This window comes from Geomobilimonas luticola (genome assembly GCF_018476905.1).
Classification (GTDB): Bacteria; Desulfobacterota; Desulfuromonadia; order Geobacterales; family Geobacteraceae; genus Geomobilimonas; species Geomobilimonas luticola.
Window position 1 is genome coordinate 1,236,758 of sequence record NZ_JAHCVK010000001.1, and the last position, 18,344, is coordinate 1,255,101.

23 protein-coding genes and 1 pseudogene are annotated in these 18,344 nt (G+C 50.0%); 20 read left to right on the forward strand and 4 right to left on the reverse strand.

The annotated features are described in order from the left end of the window. Nucleotides 1-11 precede the first annotated feature (11 nt). From KI810_RS05875 to KI810_RS05935, 13 genes and pseudogenes are all read left to right on the forward strand, one after another. Nucleotides 12-425: a TSCPD domain-containing protein gene (locus KI810_RS05875; protein WP_214174514.1), complete on the forward strand. Its 414-nt coding sequence runs from the start codon at nucleotides 12-14 to the stop codon at nucleotides 423-425. Next, the gene (locus KI810_RS05880) at nucleotides 415-1,338 is read left to right on the forward strand and encodes a CbbQ/NirQ/NorQ/GpvN family protein (protein WP_011734157.1); all 924 of its coding nucleotides are present in this window, start codon (nucleotides 415-417) and stop codon (nucleotides 1,336-1,338) included. The genes KI810_RS05875 and KI810_RS05880 overlap by 11 nt, the downstream gene beginning before the upstream one ends. A 10-nt stretch (nucleotides 1,339-1,348) precedes the next feature. After that, nucleotides 1,349-1,681: a WGR domain-containing protein gene (locus KI810_RS05885; protein ID WP_011734158.1), complete on the forward strand. Its 333-nt coding sequence runs from the start codon at nucleotides 1,349-1,351 to the stop codon at nucleotides 1,679-1,681. Between the two features lie 77 nt (nucleotides 1,682-1,758). Then, nucleotides 1,759-2,643 (forward strand): DUF3150 domain-containing protein, encoded by an 885-nt coding sequence (locus KI810_RS05890; protein WP_214174515.1) that lies wholly within the window; start codon nucleotides 1,759-1,761, stop codon nucleotides 2,641-2,643. A 9-nt stretch (nucleotides 2,644-2,652) separates the two neighbouring features. After that, nucleotides 2,653-4,371, forward strand: a complete 1,719-nt coding sequence (locus KI810_RS05895; RefSeq protein ID WP_214174516.1) for a cobaltochelatase CobT-related protein — start codon at nucleotides 2,653-2,655, stop codon at nucleotides 4,369-4,371. A 76-nt stretch (nucleotides 4,372-4,447) separates the two neighbouring features. Then, nucleotides 4,448-4,891 (forward strand): hypothetical protein, encoded by a 444-nt coding sequence (locus KI810_RS05900; protein ID WP_246525162.1) that lies wholly within the window; start codon nucleotides 4,448-4,450, stop codon nucleotides 4,889-4,891. Further along, on the forward strand, nucleotides 4,888-5,100 hold the full coding sequence (locus KI810_RS05905; protein ID WP_214174517.1) for a hypothetical protein: 213 nt from the start codon (nucleotides 4,888-4,890) through the stop codon (nucleotides 5,098-5,100). The genes KI810_RS05900 and KI810_RS05905 overlap by 4 nt, the downstream gene beginning before the upstream one ends. Nucleotides 5,101-5,184: 84 nt before the next feature. Further along, complete coding sequence (locus KI810_RS05910) at nucleotides 5,185-5,883, forward strand: hypothetical protein (RefSeq protein ID WP_214174518.1); 699 nt, start codon at nucleotides 5,185-5,187, stop codon at nucleotides 5,881-5,883. 1 nt (nucleotide 5,884) lies between these two features. Beyond that, the gene (locus KI810_RS05915; protein WP_214174519.1) at nucleotides 5,885-6,406 is read left to right on the forward strand and encodes a hypothetical protein; all 522 of its coding nucleotides are present in this window, start codon (nucleotides 5,885-5,887) and stop codon (nucleotides 6,404-6,406) included. Nucleotides 6,407-6,494: 88 nt separating this feature from the next. Beyond that, entirely contained in the window at nucleotides 6,495-6,950 is a 456-nt protein-coding gene (locus KI810_RS05920; protein WP_214174520.1) for a hypothetical protein, read from the forward strand. A gap of 36 nt (nucleotides 6,951-6,986) precedes the next feature. Beyond that, entirely contained in the window at nucleotides 6,987-7,502 is a 516-nt protein-coding gene (locus KI810_RS05925) for a CHC2 zinc finger domain-containing protein (protein ID WP_214174521.1), read from the forward strand. Nucleotides 7,503-7,693: 191 nt separating this feature from the next. After that, a pseudogene (gene radC / locus KI810_RS05930) lies at nucleotides 7,694-8,068 on the forward strand (RadC family protein); the annotation flags it as partial. A 450-nt stretch (nucleotides 8,069-8,518) separates the two neighbouring features. After that, nucleotides 8,519-10,048, forward strand: coding sequence for a Fic family protein (locus KI810_RS05935; RefSeq protein WP_214174523.1), 1,530 nt, complete (start codon nucleotides 8,519-8,521; stop codon nucleotides 10,046-10,048). Nucleotides 10,049-10,051: 3 nt separating this feature from the next. Here KI810_RS05935 and KI810_RS05940 read toward each other — a convergent pair whose 3' ends face one another. From KI810_RS05940 to KI810_RS05955, 4 genes are read right to left on the reverse strand one after another with little or no spacing between them, the layout of a single operon-like run. Beyond that, entirely contained in the window at nucleotides 10,052-10,507 is a 456-nt protein-coding gene (locus tag KI810_RS05940) for a ubiquitination-like system serine protease family protein (protein WP_214174524.1), read from the reverse strand. Continuing rightward, nucleotides 10,494-11,954, reverse strand: coding sequence for a HesA/MoeB/ThiF family protein (locus tag KI810_RS05945; RefSeq protein WP_214174525.1), 1,461 nt, complete (start codon nucleotides 11,952-11,954; stop codon nucleotides 10,494-10,496). The genes KI810_RS05940 and KI810_RS05945 overlap by 14 nt, the downstream gene beginning before the upstream one ends. Next, on the reverse strand, nucleotides 11,951-12,367 hold the full coding sequence (locus KI810_RS05950; protein WP_214174526.1) for an E2/UBC family protein: 417 nt from the start codon (nucleotides 12,365-12,367) through the stop codon (nucleotides 11,951-11,953). The genes KI810_RS05945 and KI810_RS05950 overlap by 4 nt, the downstream gene beginning before the upstream one ends. Further along, a complete protein-coding gene (locus KI810_RS05955; RefSeq protein WP_214174527.1) occupies nucleotides 12,367-12,642 on the reverse strand; it encodes a multiubiquitin domain-containing protein in 276 nt (91 codons plus the stop codon). The genes KI810_RS05950 and KI810_RS05955 overlap by 1 nt, the downstream gene beginning before the upstream one ends. 126 nt (nucleotides 12,643-12,768) lie before the next feature. Here KI810_RS05955 and KI810_RS05960 point away from each other — a divergent pair, with 126 nt between their 5' ends. The 7 genes from KI810_RS05960 to KI810_RS05990 all read left to right on the forward strand — a co-directional run bounded on the left by KI810_RS05960 (nucleotide 12,769) and on the right by KI810_RS05990 (nucleotide 18,339). Continuing rightward, nucleotides 12,769-13,620, forward strand: a complete 852-nt coding sequence (locus KI810_RS05960; RefSeq protein ID WP_214174528.1) for a WYL domain-containing protein — start codon at nucleotides 12,769-12,771, stop codon at nucleotides 13,618-13,620. 7 nt (nucleotides 13,621-13,627) lie between these two features. After that, a complete protein-coding gene (locus tag KI810_RS05965; protein ID WP_214174529.1) occupies nucleotides 13,628-14,404 on the forward strand; it encodes a nucleotidyltransferase domain-containing protein in 777 nt (258 codons plus the stop codon). After that, nucleotides 14,401-14,880 (forward strand): putative molybdenum carrier protein, encoded by a 480-nt coding sequence (locus KI810_RS05970; protein ID WP_214174530.1) that lies wholly within the window; start codon nucleotides 14,401-14,403, stop codon nucleotides 14,878-14,880. Before KI810_RS05965 ends, KI810_RS05970 begins: the two co-directional genes overlap by 4 nt. Nucleotides 14,881-14,966: 86 nt before the next feature. Further along, nucleotides 14,967-16,205, forward strand: coding sequence for an MBL fold metallo-hydrolase (locus KI810_RS05975; protein ID WP_214174531.1), 1,239 nt, complete (start codon nucleotides 14,967-14,969; stop codon nucleotides 16,203-16,205). Nucleotides 16,206-16,217: 12 nt separating this feature from the next. Further along, on the forward strand, nucleotides 16,218-17,741 hold the full coding sequence (locus KI810_RS05980; RefSeq protein ID WP_214174532.1) for a hypothetical protein: 1,524 nt from the start codon (nucleotides 16,218-16,220) through the stop codon (nucleotides 17,739-17,741). An 83-nt stretch (nucleotides 17,742-17,824) separates the two neighbouring features. Beyond that, entirely contained in the window at nucleotides 17,825-17,974 is a 150-nt protein-coding gene (locus tag KI810_RS05985; RefSeq protein WP_214174533.1) for a hypothetical protein, read from the forward strand. Nucleotides 17,975-18,072: 98 nt separating this feature from the next. Then, nucleotides 18,073-18,339 (forward strand): hypothetical protein, encoded by a 267-nt coding sequence (locus KI810_RS05990; RefSeq protein WP_214174534.1) that lies wholly within the window; start codon nucleotides 18,073-18,075, stop codon nucleotides 18,337-18,339. Nucleotides 18,340-18,344: the final 5 nt, after the last annotated feature.

Consider the following 18,344-nt stretch of genomic DNA (forward strand, 5'->3'; position numbering starts at 1 on the left):
AGGAGGCATCCATGAGTCCTAAAATCCCACGTCCCAAGGCTGTTCCCGGCTTCACCATCGAACGCCGGTCTGCCTGCGGGAAAATTTACACTACCGTCACCCTGTCCCCCACGACAGCTGTACCAATGGAAGTCTTCATCCGCTTCGGCAAGGCCGGGGGTTGTGGTTCTGCCATGGCCGATGGCATCGCTCGCCTGGTCTCCTACGGTCTCCGTTCGGGACTGGAGCCAGTCGATGCGTTCAAGGCTCTCACCGGCATAGGTTGTCATCTCGGGGCCAATACCTGCCTCAATTGCGTTGCCGAATCCATAGGCATCGTTTTGGAGCATCTGAAAACAGGGCGCGATCTCAACGACCTCATCGAGGAAGCTGACTTCGCGGCACTTAACCAAATCGGACAAGGAGCTGATCACCATGAAATATAGCATCAAGGACATCTTCAATATTCCCGTGAAAGAGAGTCTCTGCGTAGAAGGTCGGCCTCAGACCGACAACCCCTTCATCCCTGAAGTTGACAGCGACTATGTGTTCAGGAAGGAAATCCTGTCGGATGTACTTTCCTGGTACATGATGGGTGCCAACGACGGTCTGTACCTGACCGGTCCGACCGGCAGCGGCAAGTCTTCGATCGTTTTGCAGACCGCCGCCCGGCTCAATATACCGGTCATGGTCGTCACAGGGCACAGCAGACTCGAAACCCCGGAACTTGTGGGGCATCACGTAATTGTCAACAACTCGATGGAGTATGTCTACGGACCGCTCGCCATGGCCATGAAGGAAGGTCACTGGTTCCTGCTGGACGAGATCGACTTGCTCGATCCCGCAACTGCAGCAGGTTTGAACGGCATCGTCGAAGGAAGACCCCTCACCATTCCGGAAAAGGGTGGTGAAGTCATCAAACCGGCACCGGGCTTTCGTTTCATTGCGACAGCCAACACCGCCGGCAGCGGTGATCGCTCAGGTCTCTATCAAGGTACCTTACGGCAGAACGGCGCATTTCTGGATCGCTTCTGGATGGTTGAAGTCGACTACCCTGACGAAGTCCAGGAAAGACAGATTCTGGCCAAAGCCATGCCCAGCTTAGCGGATACGGTCAGGGAAGCTTTGGTATCGTATGCCAACGAAATCCGCAAACTCTTCATCAAAGGGGAAATAGAAGTCACTTTCTCTACCAGAACCCTCGTCAGATGGGCCAAGCTTGTGTATCTCTTCCGCCCGGCGTCTGCCGAAGGGAAAAACCCGATCATCCATGCTCTCGACCGTGCTCTCGGGTACCGAGCAGAGCCGGAAAGCCGCGAGGCGTTGCACGAACTGGCGCAACGCGTTTTCGGCGGATAGGGGGTGCGGCATGGCATTACGACAGCATCTCCACCTCCAGTGCAACACTGCGGCTGGCGGCAAGTTCTGGATCGCCCAGATTCATGACGATCCGCCACGGGTTACGGTCAACTGGGGGCCAACGCGCAGCCAGGGGCAGACGAAGTCTTATGACGTCAACTCAATGTCCGAGGCTTTCACGTTCGTTTCCAAGAAGAAGAAGGAAAAGCTGGCCAAAGGGTACTACGAAGTCGCTTCATCGCCGCCTCGTGAACCTGTTCAGCCAACACCCCGGAAACAGACCGACAAAACAATCATGAAGGATCTCATGTCCGGTGCAGACACCAAGGACTGGTTCTTCTAATGCCCTTCAGGGGAGGCCTTCTCCCTGCTGGGGGCCTCCCTTGATCACACCATCAAACTGATCAAAGGAGAAAGAACATGAACGAAATACTTTCAAAGCTGGTAGTTGTGTCCCTGTCCATTTCACTCTGGACTGGCCGGAAGAAACTCTCGCCGGAAGACCTTGGACTCGACTTTTCCAAACTCCCTCCCGAAAAACTGGCCACTCTCGGTAGCAAGAAGATCTGCGACCCGGAGAAACTTGCCGTATTCAGTGCCCTGAAGCGTCGTGCCGAACGGCAGTGTGAAGCGGTAGGTGTCAGATTCCTCGGTGGCTACGCCATACCGGAGGGTAAAGCCGACGAGGTGATGAAGATCCTCGACGGTGTCCGGGATGAGTTTGAGAAGGAGAAGCAGGAATTTCTGTCGGAGTACGACCGCAGTCTGAGGGAATGGATTGATGCGAACCCCGAATGGGCAGCCATCATCGAAAAGGGAGTAGAACCAGCGTCAACAGCGGCACGTCGTCTGGGCTTCGCAGTCCAGGCGTTCAAGGTCAAGAACATCGACGGACTGGACAAGGGGCTGAACGAACATGCCAGTACCCTGTCAGAACGGCTGATCTATGAAATCAATCAACAAGCCAGGCAAGCCTGGGAGGAGTCGTACAAGGGACGCCCTTCCGTAACCCGGAAAGCGCTACGCCCGATCAAGTCCATGCTCGAAAAACTGCGTGGTCTTGAGTTCCTCTCTCCCTACCTGCTCACTCTGGCTGTCCAGGTTGAAGAAGTACTGGCCTCATTGCCAAAGAGCGGTCCCATTGAAGGACGGAATCTGACCTCTCTTATCGGGATATTGCATGTCCTCGGTGATTTGCCGCTGGATGAAGTCCCGGCAGAGGAAGAAGACGAGGTCGCCGAAACCATCCTTCTCGAAACCAGAACCGCTGAGCCGGTAAGCTTGCCCAGCGAATGGTTTTTCTAGGAGGCCGCCATGAAACACACGACACTGCCCCTGGTTGCCAAGGCACTCGGGGAAAAATACGACATTCAGGTACAGATCTCCGGCGACCAGGCATACACCAACGGACGGATTATCAATCTTCCGTCCCTGCCGGACAGCAAAGAGGCGGCACTGCTTGCCCGTGGCTATATCGACCACGAGAGCGCCCACATCCGGTTCACGGATTTCAGCGTTAAAAGCAGTACCTCCATGCACAAGTGCCTGACAAACATCCTTGAAGACATCCGTATCGAGAAGATGATGGGAGCGAAGTATCCCGGGTGCCGGTCGAATCTGAAAGATCTGGCCGAGCACCTGAAGGAACAGGGGAGTTTCACACCGTCACTTCAAGACCCTCCGCAGACCCTGCTGTCATGGCTATGCGCCAGGGGACGGCTGACCTTGAATCAGGACTTCAGTGACATCCTTGCCATGACCAGCAGTACGGTCAACGGTTTTCTCGGCAACGGATACAAAAGGTTGCTGGATCTGACCGAGAGAATTCCGAATCTCGTCTCCACCAGGGACTCACAATCCATGGCGGAAGAGATCCTGCGGTTGATCCGTGATGAAAAACAGCAACAGGAGCAGGAACGGAAACGTCAGCAAGGCGAGAAGACGAAAACCACCTGCGCCTCTGATGGGTCAAAACCTGATGGCAGTTCCGATGATCAGGAAGAAAACAATAAGACATCCGGCACTGACCAGCAGTCAGGGCAATCGGAACAGGGTGCCGGTGGTTCATCACCCGATGGTGATAGCACCGGTACTGCAGCTGGCGATGACTCTCAGTCCCAAGCTGCGGCCAATCCATCGCCTTCTGTTCCCAAGAGTGGTTCCGGTGGGCAACTGGATGGTAATCCCGAGGCCCTTCAGGAAATGCTCGATTGTGACCCTGGCGGGTTTGGCGATGTCGGTGAAATTCTCAAACAGGAACTGATAACGGAGGGTGAAACAGTCGGCAATCGGGGTGGCGTTCTGCTTCCACCGGAGGCCTCTCTGCGCACCTTTCCCATCGATATTCATGAAATCAGAAGACATACGGCGCTGCTCAGAGCCCGGCTCAGCGGATTGATCCAGGCAAGCCGGCTGAGGAGACGTCATGCACGCCGCACCGGTAGCAAGATTGATAACCGGGTGGTGCATCGTCTCGCATTACACGACACCAGGCTGTTTCTGCATCAGGAGGAGAAGACGGAGGTCAATACCGCCATCATGATTCTCGTGGACAGAAGCGGGAGTATGCAACACCAGAAGATCGAGGTGGCAACGAAAACCGCCTTTGTCGTCGCTGAAGCACTTGATTCCATCCCCGGCTGTTTTGCCGCTGTTGCCGCTTTTCCAGTTGGCAACAGCGAAGGGGTAGCACCTCTGGTGCGGTTTGGAGAGCGTCCCTGCTCGTCCAGATTTGGAATGTCGGCAGGTGGCGGCACACCTTTGGCCCAGGCGCTGTACTGGTCTGGGGTTGAATTGCTTAAAAGAGAGGAACCACGGAAAATCCTGCTCACCGTCACTGACGGCGAACCAGATGACCGGCGTACCTCCAAGAGGGCAATCAAGTGGTTATTGGAGCAAGGCATCGAGCCCATGGGGCTTGGTATCTGTGAAGAGTCGGTACGTACGCTCTTCCCGACCAACGGCGTCGTCTATAGCGTCGAAGAATTGCCACCTGCACTTTTCGGTATGCTGCAGGACAAACTGACACGATAAAAATTCGTTTACCCGGACGGGAGGTGATCCCCCGTTAGGGACGCCTCCCTACAACACCCAACAAGGAGGCTTTACGATGAAAAAACTGATCATTCCTGTTCATGACAACAGCGAGTTCTGCTCCGACAACGCGGACTACGCCATCATAGATCTTGACGCCAAGCTCATCGAGCGGATCAAGGCGCTGGCAGTCGCAGTCCGTGATCTGAAAGTCTACAAGGTCTCGGAGTTCAACTACGTCTGTGATTTCATGACGGCAGACTGGGACACCGACTCGGTTGACGGGAAGGTTGCCCTGAAGGAATTCGATGGGCGGATGGAGTGCCACACTCTGAACGTCACCGACAGCGATTTCTTCTGGTCGGGGTACTACAAACATACAGATGTCAGGTGGGAAACCGACACCGTGCTGCTCACGGTGCTCGATGAGCCGGATGTCTATGACGAACGGGAAACCTACGCGGAAAGTGGAGACAACGAATACAATCTCCACGGTTCCGGGGAAGGAGTGGCGCCATGAGAGGAAAGGACCTCAGCTGTCTCGCCTGGCAGCCCATGAACGACCCCATTGGTATGGCCGCCTATGAAGCCTTTGATGCCAAGGGCCGCGGCTACTATCTCGTACGGAACAAGCACCGCCCCGAGATGTTGTTCGTTGTCTCGGACGGCATGTCAGTTCCCCCCGGGTGGTATACCGACAAAGGCGGCACCATCAGAAGGGTTTCCTGATTACCAATTGCCAACCCCGCCGGGGAGACACGTCTCCCTACGGGGGATCTGTTTCCCCGCAGCATCAAGCAAAGGAGACTGACCATGGCAGACTATTATTCCCAAGCAATTTTTCAACCTTCCATTCCAAAACATCTGCTCACAGACGAGGATCGGCGTTTCATCGAGGCGTTCAGTATCACTCTCGAACCCGACGGCGAGGACAAGTTCTACCTCTACGCGGATGAGTGGTGCTGCAACGGCTACCTCGACTCGGAAGAACCCGACGGTGAAGAGATCGAACTCACCGAGGACGATCTTCTCAACCGGTTCCAAAAGATTATTCGCCGCTCCAACGGCGAACTTCCCTGGATCTCCAAGGAGAGCGCCTACACCTGCTCAAAGATGCGACCGGATGGCTTCGGCGGCGGAGCGATTTTCATTACTGCCGACGACATCCAGTACAGCTTTACCGGCCAGTGGCTGGAAGAGCGGATCAGTGAGACTGAAACCGGCAACATTGGCCCGGGAACGGATGACTCGCCCCCAGCAAAACCGATTGTCGGTGTCATCCTCGAAGGAGGACTGGTGCAGAGCGTTATCAGCAATGCACCGGAACGGATCTCGGATCTGGACCTGATCATTCTCGACTACGATGTCGAGGGATTCGAGGAGGAATGTCTCCTCAACGTACCCCAGAGCAGCGGCGAAATCGCCCATGCTGTTGGACACATCGAGAAGATTACCGAGTCCGGAATCGATCTGGAAATGGTTCTCAATCAAATGAACGCAAGGGGGTGGTGACATGAGCCCTCTTGAACAAGCGACAGACGAACCGACCAACGAGGAACGTGCCGGCAGGATCGACACGGTCATGCAGGCTTACTGCCTGACCCTTGAAGGTCGGGATTTCGATGGCGACGAAGACGACGTCAAGGACATGCTCACGGACCTGATGCATTTTTGTGAGCGGATGGAAATTGACTTTGAGGAGAATCTTTGCGTCGCCCGCAACAATTACGAACATGAGAGAAATACCGAAAGCGGTATACCTGATCATTTCGGCTGCCCGGTATGCGGCTGTTTTCTGGAAGTCTCACGAACCGACACCCTGTTGGGGATCGACCGGGAGATTTTTGAATGTCAGAACTGCGATGGAACCTTCATCCGAGAACTGACGGTAGCAGACAGCCCCATTGAACGGGCAGTGAAGTGCGTCGGCTGCGGCAACATGATTCCGCAACCCTCCGCACGCATCTTCTACCAGAGAGACGAATACGCTCATTTCATCGGCGAGTGCTGCTGGGACGAACGACTGCGCGACTGACCCAATAATCATAATCCATCCAGCGGGGAGACACGATACTCCCCGGGGGGAAGTCTGTCTGCCTGGCTAATGGCAAAGGAGATTGACCATGCCCACAAAAATCACTCTCAACCCCGGCTATGCCGGCGGTGTTTATGTTCTCGACCATGGCGAGTTCTATACCTGCCTGGGCTTCGATGTCGTCTTGAACAAGGCGGCAGCCTTGGCAACTGAACTGAACTCTCCTGAACATTCCCCTGTTCCAACCGAACGCGGCACCATGGCAGCTTATCGCAAGTACGCTGCCCTGGTTGATAAAGCTCGCCAGAAGAATATCTCGACCGGATGGCGCTCGCGTGTCGACCTGACAGCCGACCTGATCGGTCTGGAGGGAAAACGCGTGGAGGTCATCGACTGCTACGGGGATCGCCGACGTTTCATCGTCGGACGGTCAACCGGGTGGATACCATGCCACCTGGAGATCAAATCCCGGAGCAGTTCCGGCGGCGAAGCTGTCTGGGGGACTCCTTTTCGTTCGGTACGAGTAGTCGGAGGCACAGCATGAACATTAGGCCATCACACTACAGGAGGTACGAGAAGAATGACTGTGAAAACCGTCATCTCTGCGGCAAAGGAATTCGGCGTACCGGAACGCTATGCGATCATGCGCCGACTGGCCTTCCTGCAACCGCAAATCAAACATCTGGAGCGTGAAATCTGGGGAGCCCAACGGCGGATCGAGCGAAGTTCTGATCCGCTGGTCAAGGCCCTGACTGAATCCTTCATCAGAGACCAGGAAAAGGAGCTGCGCCCCCTGAAACGGGAGGCAACAGCGCTTCTCAACCACGTCAACGGCAAGGAGACGGTGCAGGCACCCGGTGGGATAACCCCGGAGATGATCGACCAGGCCCGTCAGTATCCCATCACCAGCATCATCGACTTTTCCAAGGGGCGGTACCGCTGCTGTCCGTTTCACAAGGACCGCAATCCGTCCATGGCGCTGTACGATAACCATGTCCATTGCTTTGTCTGCAACCGGTCATGGGATTCGATCAGCGCCACGATGGAAATGGATGGCGTGAACTTTCGGGAGGCTGTACTGGCTCTCCAGAGCTGAATCAATAACAATCAACCCTGTGGGGGCGAAGACTGCCCCCTGGGGGAAGTCCGCCCTCTCTATCGGAGGAGGACATGAAACTCAATCTTTTCGGTGAGCCGGTACCACCGGTCACCAAACGTATCATGATGAAATCTATCGAGGCCCGTTACCGTAACGAAGTGGTGCGCGATGATGCCCCTGAGTGGGTATCCATGCGCTTCACGAAACCCGAGCAGGTCTATGAGATGTTCCGGGATCTCCGGCGTGAGACGAAGGAGCATTTTGTGGTGCTGCATCTGGACGGCAAGAACCGGATCGTCTGTTTCGACCGGGTGTCCATCGGCTCACTCAACCAGGCCATCGTTCATCCACGGGAGGTTTTCAAGACAGCATGCCTGTCCAATGCGGCAGCCATCCTTCTCGTGCATAACCACCCGACAGGTGACCCGACACCTAGCCAGGAAGATATCGCCATTACCAGACGTCTCAAGGAAAGTGGCGAGATTCTCGGCATCAAGGTGCTGGATCACATCATAGTAGGTGATGACGAGTTCCTGAGTTTTGTCGAAAAGGGACTCTTATAAATAACGGGGGAGCGGTGCTATGCACCCTCCCTCGACTCTTCCCCCAGCCCAAAAGGGTTCCTTAGAGCCACCGTCCAAGCGGTGGTTGTAGGGAGCCCTTTTGGGCCACCATCAAAACGATAAGGGGGATAGAGTCATGTCAGTTCGAGCACGCATTAACGGTAGGGAGTTCACACTGAGTTGGGAGGAGTTTGAGAAGGCTCTGCAGAGAAGCAATCTTGCAGGAGGCGAATTCGAGGTTCTTGCCATTCTTTCTGGGGTGAAACCCTACTAGCATCTTCAGTCCGGATACCCGTCCGGTCTGGATAGAGGCGGCCCAAGTGGTCGCCTTTTATTCGTTGATGCACAGAATAATCTTGCCGCAACAACACGCAATAATCTAGCGTTGACAATGCATAATAATCTAGCTATTGTGAATCACAATAATCTAGCTATGAAAGAGGGAGTGCAATGGCTACAACTCCGGCACAACGCAGGCTTGCCGATGCTCTAACCGCCCTGAAGAGGTTGCAGGACGACGGTAAAACCGCCATAAAGTCGAGTGATCTGTCACGAATGCAGCGGGAAAGTCTAGTCAAGAATGGCTTCCTGCGACCGATTGTCAAGGGGTGGTATATGCCCTGCCGGCCTGGCGAAGAGACCGGTGACAGTACACCCTGGTATGCTGCGATGCGTGACTTCATCCAGGGCTATTGCACCGAGCGGTTTGGTGAACAATGGCATGTGTCAGCTGAATACTCATTATTTCTGCATTCGGGTAAGACTATTACGCCGCAGCAGGTTGTGGTCCATTCTCCGCTTGGACAAAACGGCCTGTTGAAGCTGCCTGATAATTGCTCGATCCTGGACTACAAGGCAAAGGATTTTGTTCCTGCCGCTAAAATCCAGATGGTGGAGCGAATCCGTGTTCTGACACTTGCGGTAGCTCTCGTCCGTGTGCCGGAAGCGTTTTTTACAACCTACGCCCAAGATGCCCATATCGCACTTCATCAGTTGCGGGACGCGTCGGATCTCAACAGGGAACTGCTTGAAGGAGGGCATAGCATTGTTGCCGGGCGCCTTGTCGGGGCTTTGCGGGCTTCGGGGCGTGAAGAATTGGCGGATAATGTATTGGCAACCATGAGAGCAGCAGGATATGTGGTCAACGAGACAAATCCATTCAGTGTAGCACCGCCGGCTCTGGCATTCACCAGAGCGCAATCGCCTTATGTTCTGCGGATGCGTTTAATGTGGCAAGCCATGCGAGAGACCGTTTCCGGATGTTTTCCGCCTGAACCCGGCATCCCGTCTGACATTGAGAAGTTTATGGACGTAGTTGAAGAAAACTACAAAACCGATGCATATCACTCTCTCTCCATTGAGGGGTATCGAGTCACTCCGGAACTTATTCAAAAGGTCGCTACCGGGGACTGGAATCCGGACAGTAATGACTCTGACGCGGAAATGAAAAATGCCATGGCGGCACATGGGTACTGGCTTGCTCATAATGAGGTCAAAAATACGATCAGAAGTATTTTGATAGGGGCAAACCCAGGCGCTGTTTTCCGGCAGGATCACGCTTCATGGTATCGCAAACTTTTCTCACCCAATGTAGATGCTGGTTTTCTCAAGCCGGCGGATCTGGCTGGTTACAGAACTGACAAGGTTTTTATCAGGGGAGCAACCCATGTTCCACCTTCACAGGATGCAGTCCGCGACATGATGCCGGAACTGTGCGACCTGCTGGAGGCTGAACCCAGCGCAGCAGTAAGAGCTGTTCTGGGACATTTTCTTTTTGTGTACATCCATCCGTATTTTGACGGCAATGGTAGACTGGGGCGGTTTCTGATGAATGCCATGCTGGCTTCTGGCGGGTATCCGTGGACAGTAATCCGAATTGAGCAGCGGAGTAATTACATGGCAGCACTTGAGGCAGCGAGTTCGCGTGGGGAAATTAAACCGTTTGCGGAATTTATCGCAAGGTCGACGCCATTACACTAATGTTCAGGCTTTTTTTGGTCTTGAGTAATGTTCTGGGTCAGCAATCCATGGCTCGACTCCTGAGTTCCCGCACCAGTGGACTCTGCCATCTTTTATCCAAAAATGACTGCAACATCCCTTGTTTTGCCATACTGACGGGTAAAGAGAAGGTCGCCCATAGTTACTTTTTTCTACGGTCCAACTTGGCTTATGGATTCTTTGTAACGATAGAGAAATAACAGTTCCGCATCCGCACGGGCATCTAAACATTGCCCAATATGGGGTATTTTCGTGGACCACAGCTATGAATTCATTTTCTTTGATAGCTGCATTCCCAGGAGTTTTGTTGGCGATTTGCAGGGAGTTATAATGTACTTTTGGCTCTGAGAAACTGCTTTCAGGGTAAGCATCATGATTTTTTGTCTGCTTTTGCGGAAAAACAAATTCATATATTTTACGGAAAAAATTATTCAGGCCCATTTATCTCACCCAATATTGGCATTTCCAATCGGTATTTACCTTCATTCCTGAGCAGAAGCAAATGAGTTCGACAACATATACAGTTAGGGTCGTCAACAGGTTCATTGCTATGAATTGTCATGTGGACAAAATCAATCCAGATGTTGTCCTGCCTGAGTTCTTCTGAAATGCTTCTATAAGGTCTGATCAGATCCATAAACGTCGCAACAACGTTATCCGCAGTTGCACTTGTAAATGGCCCAACCCCTGGTGCCTGTTCACCTCCACCTACCAAATAATATTCTCGCTTTAAGGTGTCAGGATCAAGTTTTGCCAGTTCCGGATTATCTTTAATTGCCTGTTCATACTTCAACTTTTCGTCAGTGACAACACGCTGGCAGCGAAGACATGCGCCATAATCAGGCAGAATACAACTAACCCTGCCACGATGGTCACGAAGGTACGGAAAGCCATCCTCATGGACGTCGACTCGTCCTGTCAATCCACAATCGATGTAGACTTGGGCATGATAATAGATGGCCTGGTTCATCAAATTCCTTCCAGCGATGTCATCCGTACACCCAAAGACCACATCTGCACTCGAAAGTGCGTCAATTGCTTCGTATGATTCGTTCAAGTAGCCATTAATTGCCGTAACAATTATGTTTAATTTGAGGCTGTCGATAAAGTCCTTAAGGGAGACGGCCTTATTATTCCCAATATCTTTAGCTCGATATCCACGAACACGGTTCATATTGGACCCGGAAAGGTCGTCACCATCTATAATGATCAACTCCCCAATACCAGCCCGCGCCAATAGTGTTGCAACCGCCGATCCAGTTCCTCCTGCGCCAACCACTACTGCGCGTAGCGAATGGAGTTTGGAGTTAAAGGGTTTTCCGAATGCTGCTTCCTGACGCAACAGAATTTCCGGGGTCTCATCAGGAAGCGTAATGCCATGGAGATCAATTTTGTCTGACAACACGCTCAGGTGCCGAACTGGCAATACTGATCTTGGTGAATGACCTTGACGTATCCTTGAATTCCACCTGCCATCAGTTAATGTCATGGCAACCAGAATGGATGCTTCCCCGTTGCAACCTGACAGGCCATGGAGGATGTTGAGTTCGTTGATTTCGTCCTGAGTTGAAAACTCTATGCTGCTTACGGGGTGATTATGGACGAACCCAAGGACAAGCCCTTCGGTCTCACATTTAAAGTAAATATCCGGCAACTTGCGCATGTTTATTGTGAGGTGGGTTGATGAACTATCAATGATCCAGTCACCAGTCAACTCAATCACATGAACTGCCAAAAAACGATCTGATGCAGGGATATGATTCACTACTCGCGCTAATCGTCGAAACAGTACGAGTGCACCACGTTCATGGCCATCGGGGTGACCGCAGAGCCACTCTTGTAGAGCACTGTCATGGCTACCCAACATTGTAATACGGTGGCCGGTCATCGTTTCGCATCCGGATTTTTCAACGCCCATTCAATTCGATCAAGAACCTTCTGGATGTTGTCGGATTTTGGTTTCCATGATGCGCTATTCCAATGGCGCGACCACCGGCAGTACTCCTTCCCCTTGAAATTACGAGCATCGCCACCACCAAAGCCGAAGACCGAAGGAATCTCTTTCCCGTCGGCCCGTGACAGGGCTGGATGAACCCAAAACATATCCCCACCACTTGTATTGTAGTCAGATGGGACAATCCAAAGGACCTCTACCTTCTCAAGGGTAACGCCTGAATGAACGTATAAGCCATTCGTGAGCGGGAAGTTCTTGATCAGAAGAAATCTTTGGGCTTCGTCCTCTTCGTATTCCAACCCTGATTCTTGGAGAATCAGGTAATCTTCGTCAAAGAGGAGTGGCATTAATTGGTACCTGCACTTGAACTGGACTCTTGGGAGTAGAATTTCTCGATCCCTGGATCAGCAAGGTCGATCACGTCTTCATTGGCCACCAAACTGCCAGGTTTCCCCTTAACCTTGATGAACAAGTCCATGCTCTCTGGAATTCCAGGGCCAACACTCCTGACCTCCGCCCCCGTGATAAACTGCTGATCCCACGTGTAGGGGGTGTTGTCAATTTTGAAATGATACTTTTTCTTGTCCTGCTCAGGATGATCTGGGTGGTTTTCCGTGCTCATGATGTACTCCTTTTTTCCTTGAAGTTTTCCGCCAAGACGGGTATAAAAACTGTACGCATAATATATATACGAATAGTTTCTATGTCAATATAGTTTTTATTCGCACCGACAGAAGGGGAGGCTAATATGGAAGATCAGTCAGTTACGATTCCATGGAGTACGCAGAAACGTCTTCAATTTCTTGAATTCAAGTTGTATTGGGAAGGAAGGGTTAACCGAGGTGACTTGACGGCAGAATTCGGGATATCCATCCCCCAGGCATCGGTTGACTTCACGAAATACCAGGAAATGGCCCCACAAAACATCACTTATAATTCAAGCGCTAAATACTACGTGCCAACCGATACATTCGCGCCGATATTCATCGAGTTATCAGCTAATGCGTATTTCTCTACCATTTTGTGTCCACCAGTCGAGAACATTGCCACTTGTGGATCGGATTATGTTGGTGTTGCTCCAAATCCTTCACGTGTCATAGACCTTGATGTATTACGGACATTGGTTCAGGCAATAAAGAACAAGAAGATCGTCTCGCTGGATTATCGATCATTCAACAATTCAAAGCCTGGAAACACTCGACTGATTTCTCCACATGCCTTTGGAACGGATGGATCAAGGTGGCATGTCAGGGCATACTGTCACGAAAGTAATATCTTCAAAGATTTTGTGCTCGGTAGGATAGCTTCAGCCTCTACGGCATCTGAATCTGATGTTGACGCGAATAGCGACTACAAGTGGTTTAACTATATAGATGTTATAATCGGACCTAATCCAAAACTGAACGAAGCACAGAAAAATATTGTCGTCATGGATTATGGAATGACTGATTTTGAATTGAAGTTTAAATGCAGGATAGCCCTTCTTTACTATTTGGTAAAAAAACTGGGGATAGATCGAAAAGAGAGTGATCGGGCTGGAGAAGAGCAGCAAATCGTGGCAATAAATTTGGATGAAATCAACGCTGCTATGCGTCAATGAAGTGATTATGAAAATGAGTATTTCCGAGCAACTTTCGAATATCGAAACCGCCCATGGCGTGCGTATTCTCTACGCAGTAGAATCCGGCAGCCGTGCCTGGGGTTTTGCCTCCCGTAACAGCGACTACGATGTCCGGTTCATCTATATTCACATACCGGACTGGTATCTCTCGATTCGAGACCGGCGGGACGTGATCGAGTGTCCGATTTCAGATGACCTCGACATCAGTGGTTGGGATCTGAGAAAAGCGCTGGGCCTTTTCAGTAAGTCCAATCCGCCACTCCTGGAGTGGCTCGGTTCTCCGATCATCTATAAGGATGCTTTCGGACTTGCCAATAAGTTGCGGGAAATGTTGACCACTTCCTTTCAACCGCAACGCAGCATGTACCACTACTTGCATATGGCACGAGGCAATTACCGTGAGTATCTGAAAGGAGAGGTCGTCAGGCTCAAGAAGTATCTTTACGTGCTGCGTCCGATACTTGCCTGCCTCTGGATTGAAAAGCACGGGACCATGCCTCCAACCGAGTTCAGCAAACTGGTAAGAGATTCCCGGTTATCTGTCACTCTCAATGCTGCCATCGATGAACTTCTTGCTCGGAAAATGTCAGGTGATGAGTTAGACACGGCGCCAAAGGTACCAGTGCTGAACGAATTCATTGAGCAGATGCTTGATCATTACAGCTTGTTGTCTGGCAAAAGGCCGACTCCGGTCGCTGACTATGATGCCCTAGATCAGCTCTTCAGAGAGATGCTGCAATCGGTGTGGGGTAACACACTGTGAATGTCCAACTGGAAAAAATCGTATCCGGCGGCCAAACCGGTGCCGACCGTGCCGGGCTTGATGCCGCCATGAAAGTCGGACTCCCTGTCGGTGGTTATTGCCCTAAGGGTCGTCTGGCTGAGGATGGCATAGTGCCCGAGCACTATCCACTAGTTGAAATGGCCAAGGGAGGTTATTCCGCCCGTACCGAAAGAAACGTCATAGAATCGGACGGGACCCTGATTTTTAATATCGGCAAGCTGTCCGGGGGAACCCGGCTAACCGTGGAGTGTGCCCATAAGCACCACAAACCTCACCTGGTAATCCAGTTGGATGCGGACAAACCGAAGGTGGCCACGCTTGCGGAATGGCTCAACCAGAACAAAATCAAGGTGCTGAATGTCGCTGGCCCGCGCGAGAGCAAAACTCCCGGGCTGCATCAGCTGGCCTGCCGCTATTTGGATGAGTTTTTCCAAAATAGTGACATAGAACCATGATCATAAACGTTACCCAGGTCCTATCGCATTATGGAGGAGTGACGTGATTTATACATATACTACAAAGCTAATCATCGGAAATCGCGATGCGGATTAAAATTCATCGTGGTGCCATTGAAATTGGTGGTACCTGTATCCAACTCTCAACTGGACAGAGCACGATTCTCCTTGATCTCGGTCTGCCGTTAAGCAAGGGCAGTAAAGATCTTGACGTTGCCAATCTTTCGCCAGATGCTGTGCTTATAAGCCATCCTCACCAGGATCATTTCGGACTGATCGAGGCTCTTGATCACGATATCCCAGTCTATATGGGGGAGTTGAGTAAAAACCTTATTAATGCCACCAGAATGCTTCTCGGCAATGATTTGCTGAAAAATGAAATCCAGTATTTCAAAGCTTGGCAATCTTTTATCATCGGTGATTTCACCATTACTCCATACCTGATGGATCATTCTGCCGTTGATGCCTATGGTTTCCTGATAGAATCAGAAGGAAAGAGATTATTCTACAGCGGAGATTTCAGGGCTCATGGCAGAAAGTCCATACTCTTTGACAAGATCATCAAGAATCCGCCCAAGGATATTGATCTCCTCTTTATGGAAGGGACGATGATTCAGCGGAGTAACGACGACTTCCCTACGGAAGCCGATGTCGAACGGAAGATATATGAAACCATAGCTGAGCAGGAAAACATAACTTTTCTCATCTCATCTTCACAAAACATTGACAGGGTAGTATCAGCCTTTCGAGCGTGCCGACATGCTGGTAAGACATTGGTTCTTGATATTTACACAGCCTGGGTTCTGGAAAAGCTCAAGTTGGTATCACATAACATACCAGCCATGGAATGGGATCAAATAAAGATCAAGCTTTCTTACAGCCAACACGAGAAGCTGAAAGATAATCCGGATTTTTTTGGAGACTTCCGTAAACGGGTTTATCAGCATCGAATTTCCAAAGAAGAGATTCAGGCAAATCCCGCTGATTACCTGTATTTCGGCAAGATGTCACATTATAAGACCATCAACTTTTATAAAGGAATAAAACCGGTCAATGTCATTTATTCTCAATGGCTTGGGTATCTTTCATACAAGGATGAAGATTATTTCGGTGCTGAAGCCATGGCAGGTTATCGAAGCGATGCGCAGGTCAACTTCGTGTATGCCCATACCAGCGGGCATGCAACAGTTGAGGATTTAAGGATGTTTGCAGAGGCACTGAACCCAAAAATGCTGGTCCCGGTGCATACGGAGCACAGTGGCCAATATGGCAAATTATTCCAGCATGTTGAAATTATTGAAGATGGCGTAGAATTTATTCTTTAAATTGGAGGTAAAATGCGACGGCTTGAATCTGAATTCATGGCAGCATTAAAGGATGGGGGAATACTCCATCCCATTGTGAATCGCATACAAAAAGATAGAACACTAGATTTTCAGATCCGATCAAACGAAGTCCATATTTATTATCGTGGCGGTAAAATATTAGGAATCAAGCCAAGTACTAATATTTATATTTGTGAGTTCGATGCAAACTATGACAGGTATAAGGAATTGCAATTACCTGTATTCCCGAAGAAAGTATCTAGTGAAAGTGATTCCAAAAGCATAGTGGAAGCATTCCCACAAATGAAACAGGCAATTGATTTTTATTTCGCGAGTCACAAAGATGGAAGTGAAAGAGAGTTTCAACAACTTATTGTGCGAGAAAACAACTACTCCATTGTTTCGAACGCTACTGATTATTTTATCGTTGATATTGAATATGATTCCATGGCGAATGACAAGAGAGCTCGATTCGATCTTCTGGCAATCAAATGGGAATCTGATGGAAGTCATCGTAAAAATCCCAAAAAATTCCTGCCTAAACTGGCAATTTGTGAATTGAAATACTATACACAAGCCTTGAGTGGAAAAGCGGGACTAATGGATCATGTTAAAGATGTATCCGCTTTCATTGCAAAACCAGGCAACGTTGAGCAACTTAAGATAGATGTGCTTGAGATGTTTAGGCAAAAACGGGAGTTGGGGTTAGTTGATTTTGGAGTGGGAGATAATAATAATCCTGTCGAGCATCTCGATAATTCAATCGAATTGATATTGATGCTTGCCAACCATGACCCGGAATCAACAAAGCTTAAAAACCTAGAAGAAATCCCTGATGAAAATGGATTAGTTGTCAAAGTCGCAGTTGCGAACTTTCTGGGCTATGGTCTTTACAAGGAGAGTGTTTATGACTTATCTGACTTCAGGGAGAAATACAAAAAACAAATATATTGCAAATTGACCGATAAAGACAAAGCAAGGCAACTCTTCCAAGACGCTGGTTTTGACCTGCCTGCAATTCCCAAAGAACTTGCAGTGCGCTTGAAAAAGCGGACAGATTTGGATTTTTCCACGCGGGAAATCCCTACGTCACCGAACTATCTACAGTTCTATGTGGATGAGGCCATCAAGAATCAGGTGGATGATTACGTTATCCTCTCGAGAGCAGTTAACAGCCCAACCAGATATGCAATACATTACTTCCTAGTTTTTGGTCCCTTACGAATGTTCTTACAATTATTTTGGGCTGCTACTTACATACATCATGGGGGTGATACCTACGTAAATAATGATGACTTTGAAGCTCAGATCCGGGAGATCCGGCAGTGCTTTATACTGGCAGACCAGATTGTTACGGCAACATCGGCGTGCAAAGCTAGCGATCGACTAACTATCGTTTGTACTAATGACGGCGGCAGTTATTGGGAGGCTCCAGATCAAGGTCCCCAAGAGGAAAAAAGGTATTTGAAACGTCCATCGGAGATACTCGGCGAGGCTCTACAATGGATTGAGAAGCAACGTGGGAAAGTAATGTGAAATTTCGCTACTACTTAGCAAAGTTTTTTCGAAATGAGACAACATTACTTGGCACAATGATTTGAGAGGATATTATGACATTCATGGAAGATGTGCTGATGATGGCGAAAGATATGGATGAGAAGGATAGAGCAGAATTTATAGCTATGGCTGAGCAGGTTGACAGAGAAGAAGACGCGTATGACCAGCGAAAGGTAATATATTTAAGTGACTATAGAAAACAACTAAACTGAAGAAACTATCATGATCCCAGATAGTATTATTATTTGACGTATTGAGTACTCAGAATTAATCATATAATGCGGATACCCCTAAATTATAGGAGTGCCCAATGCCTAAATATGGAAGAGGGTTAAATCGAGAAATTGTGGCGGCAGTCAATGCAGGGATGATCCTGGAGCCGTTCTCAATAAAAGATGTCAGAAAGTTGGTCCAAGCAAAAAACTGGAAGCCTGAGCCTAGTGAGAACCATATCAATGTCACGCTTGCAAACGGAGCCAGTGACAGCCACAGCATCACCTACAAAAAATTCTTCCTTTCTGTCGGTGACGGTCAGTATAAAGTCAAACCGCACTACAAGGGTGATGAATGGCTCTAAACATG

What these genes read in the sequence shown, in the direction of transcription:
- KI810_RS05875 (WP_214174514.1), top strand. Translation starts at nt 12, where the DNA reads ATGAGTCCTAAAATCCCACGTCCCAAGGCTGTTCCCGGCTTCACCATC.
- KI810_RS05880 (WP_011734157.1), top strand. Translation starts at nt 415, where the DNA reads ATGAAATATAGCATCAAGGACATCTTCAATATTCCCGTGAAAGAGAGT.
- KI810_RS05885 (WP_011734158.1), top strand. Translation starts at nt 1,349, where the DNA reads ATGGCATTACGACAGCATCTCCACCTCCAGTGCAACACTGCGGCTGGC.
- KI810_RS05890 (WP_214174515.1), top strand. Translation starts at nt 1,759, where the DNA reads ATGAACGAAATACTTTCAAAGCTGGTAGTTGTGTCCCTGTCCATTTCA.
- KI810_RS05895 (WP_214174516.1), top strand. Translation starts at nt 2,653, where the DNA reads ATGAAACACACGACACTGCCCCTGGTTGCCAAGGCACTCGGGGAAAAA.
- KI810_RS05900 (WP_246525162.1), top strand. Translation starts at nt 4,448, where the DNA reads ATGAAAAAACTGATCATTCCTGTTCATGACAACAGCGAGTTCTGCTCC.
- KI810_RS05905 (WP_214174517.1), top strand. Translation starts at nt 4,888, where the DNA reads ATGAGAGGAAAGGACCTCAGCTGTCTCGCCTGGCAGCCCATGAACGAC.
- KI810_RS05910 (WP_214174518.1), top strand. Translation starts at nt 5,185, where the DNA reads ATGGCAGACTATTATTCCCAAGCAATTTTTCAACCTTCCATTCCAAAA.
- KI810_RS05915 (WP_214174519.1), top strand. Translation starts at nt 5,885, where the DNA reads ATGAGCCCTCTTGAACAAGCGACAGACGAACCGACCAACGAGGAACGT.
- KI810_RS05920 (WP_214174520.1), top strand. Translation starts at nt 6,495, where the DNA reads ATGCCCACAAAAATCACTCTCAACCCCGGCTATGCCGGCGGTGTTTAT.
- KI810_RS05925 (WP_214174521.1), top strand. Translation starts at nt 6,987, where the DNA reads ATGACTGTGAAAACCGTCATCTCTGCGGCAAAGGAATTCGGCGTACCG.
- KI810_RS05935 (WP_214174523.1), top strand. Translation starts at nt 8,519, where the DNA reads ATGGCTACAACTCCGGCACAACGCAGGCTTGCCGATGCTCTAACCGCC.
- KI810_RS05940 (WP_214174524.1), bottom strand. Translation starts at nt 10,507, where the DNA reads ATGGGCCTGAATAATTTTTTCCGTAAAATATATGAATTTGTTTTTCCG.
- KI810_RS05945 (WP_214174525.1), bottom strand. Translation starts at nt 11,954, where the DNA reads ATGACCGGCCACCGTATTACAATGTTGGGTAGCCATGACAGTGCTCTA.
- KI810_RS05950 (WP_214174526.1), bottom strand. Translation starts at nt 12,367, where the DNA reads ATGCCACTCCTCTTTGACGAAGATTACCTGATTCTCCAAGAATCAGGG.
- KI810_RS05955 (WP_214174527.1), bottom strand. Translation starts at nt 12,642, where the DNA reads ATGAGCACGGAAAACCACCCAGATCATCCTGAGCAGGACAAGAAAAAG.
- KI810_RS05960 (WP_214174528.1), top strand. Translation starts at nt 12,769, where the DNA reads ATGGAAGATCAGTCAGTTACGATTCCATGGAGTACGCAGAAACGTCTT.
- KI810_RS05965 (WP_214174529.1), top strand. Translation starts at nt 13,628, where the DNA reads ATGAAAATGAGTATTTCCGAGCAACTTTCGAATATCGAAACCGCCCAT.
- KI810_RS05975 (WP_214174531.1), top strand. Translation starts at nt 14,967, where the DNA reads ATGCGGATTAAAATTCATCGTGGTGCCATTGAAATTGGTGGTACCTGT.
- KI810_RS05980 (WP_214174532.1), top strand. Translation starts at nt 16,218, where the DNA reads ATGCGACGGCTTGAATCTGAATTCATGGCAGCATTAAAGGATGGGGGA.
- KI810_RS05985 (WP_214174533.1), top strand. Translation starts at nt 17,825, where the DNA reads ATGGAAGATGTGCTGATGATGGCGAAAGATATGGATGAGAAGGATAGA.
- KI810_RS05990 (WP_214174534.1), top strand. Translation starts at nt 18,073, where the DNA reads ATGCCTAAATATGGAAGAGGGTTAAATCGAGAAATTGTGGCGGCAGTC.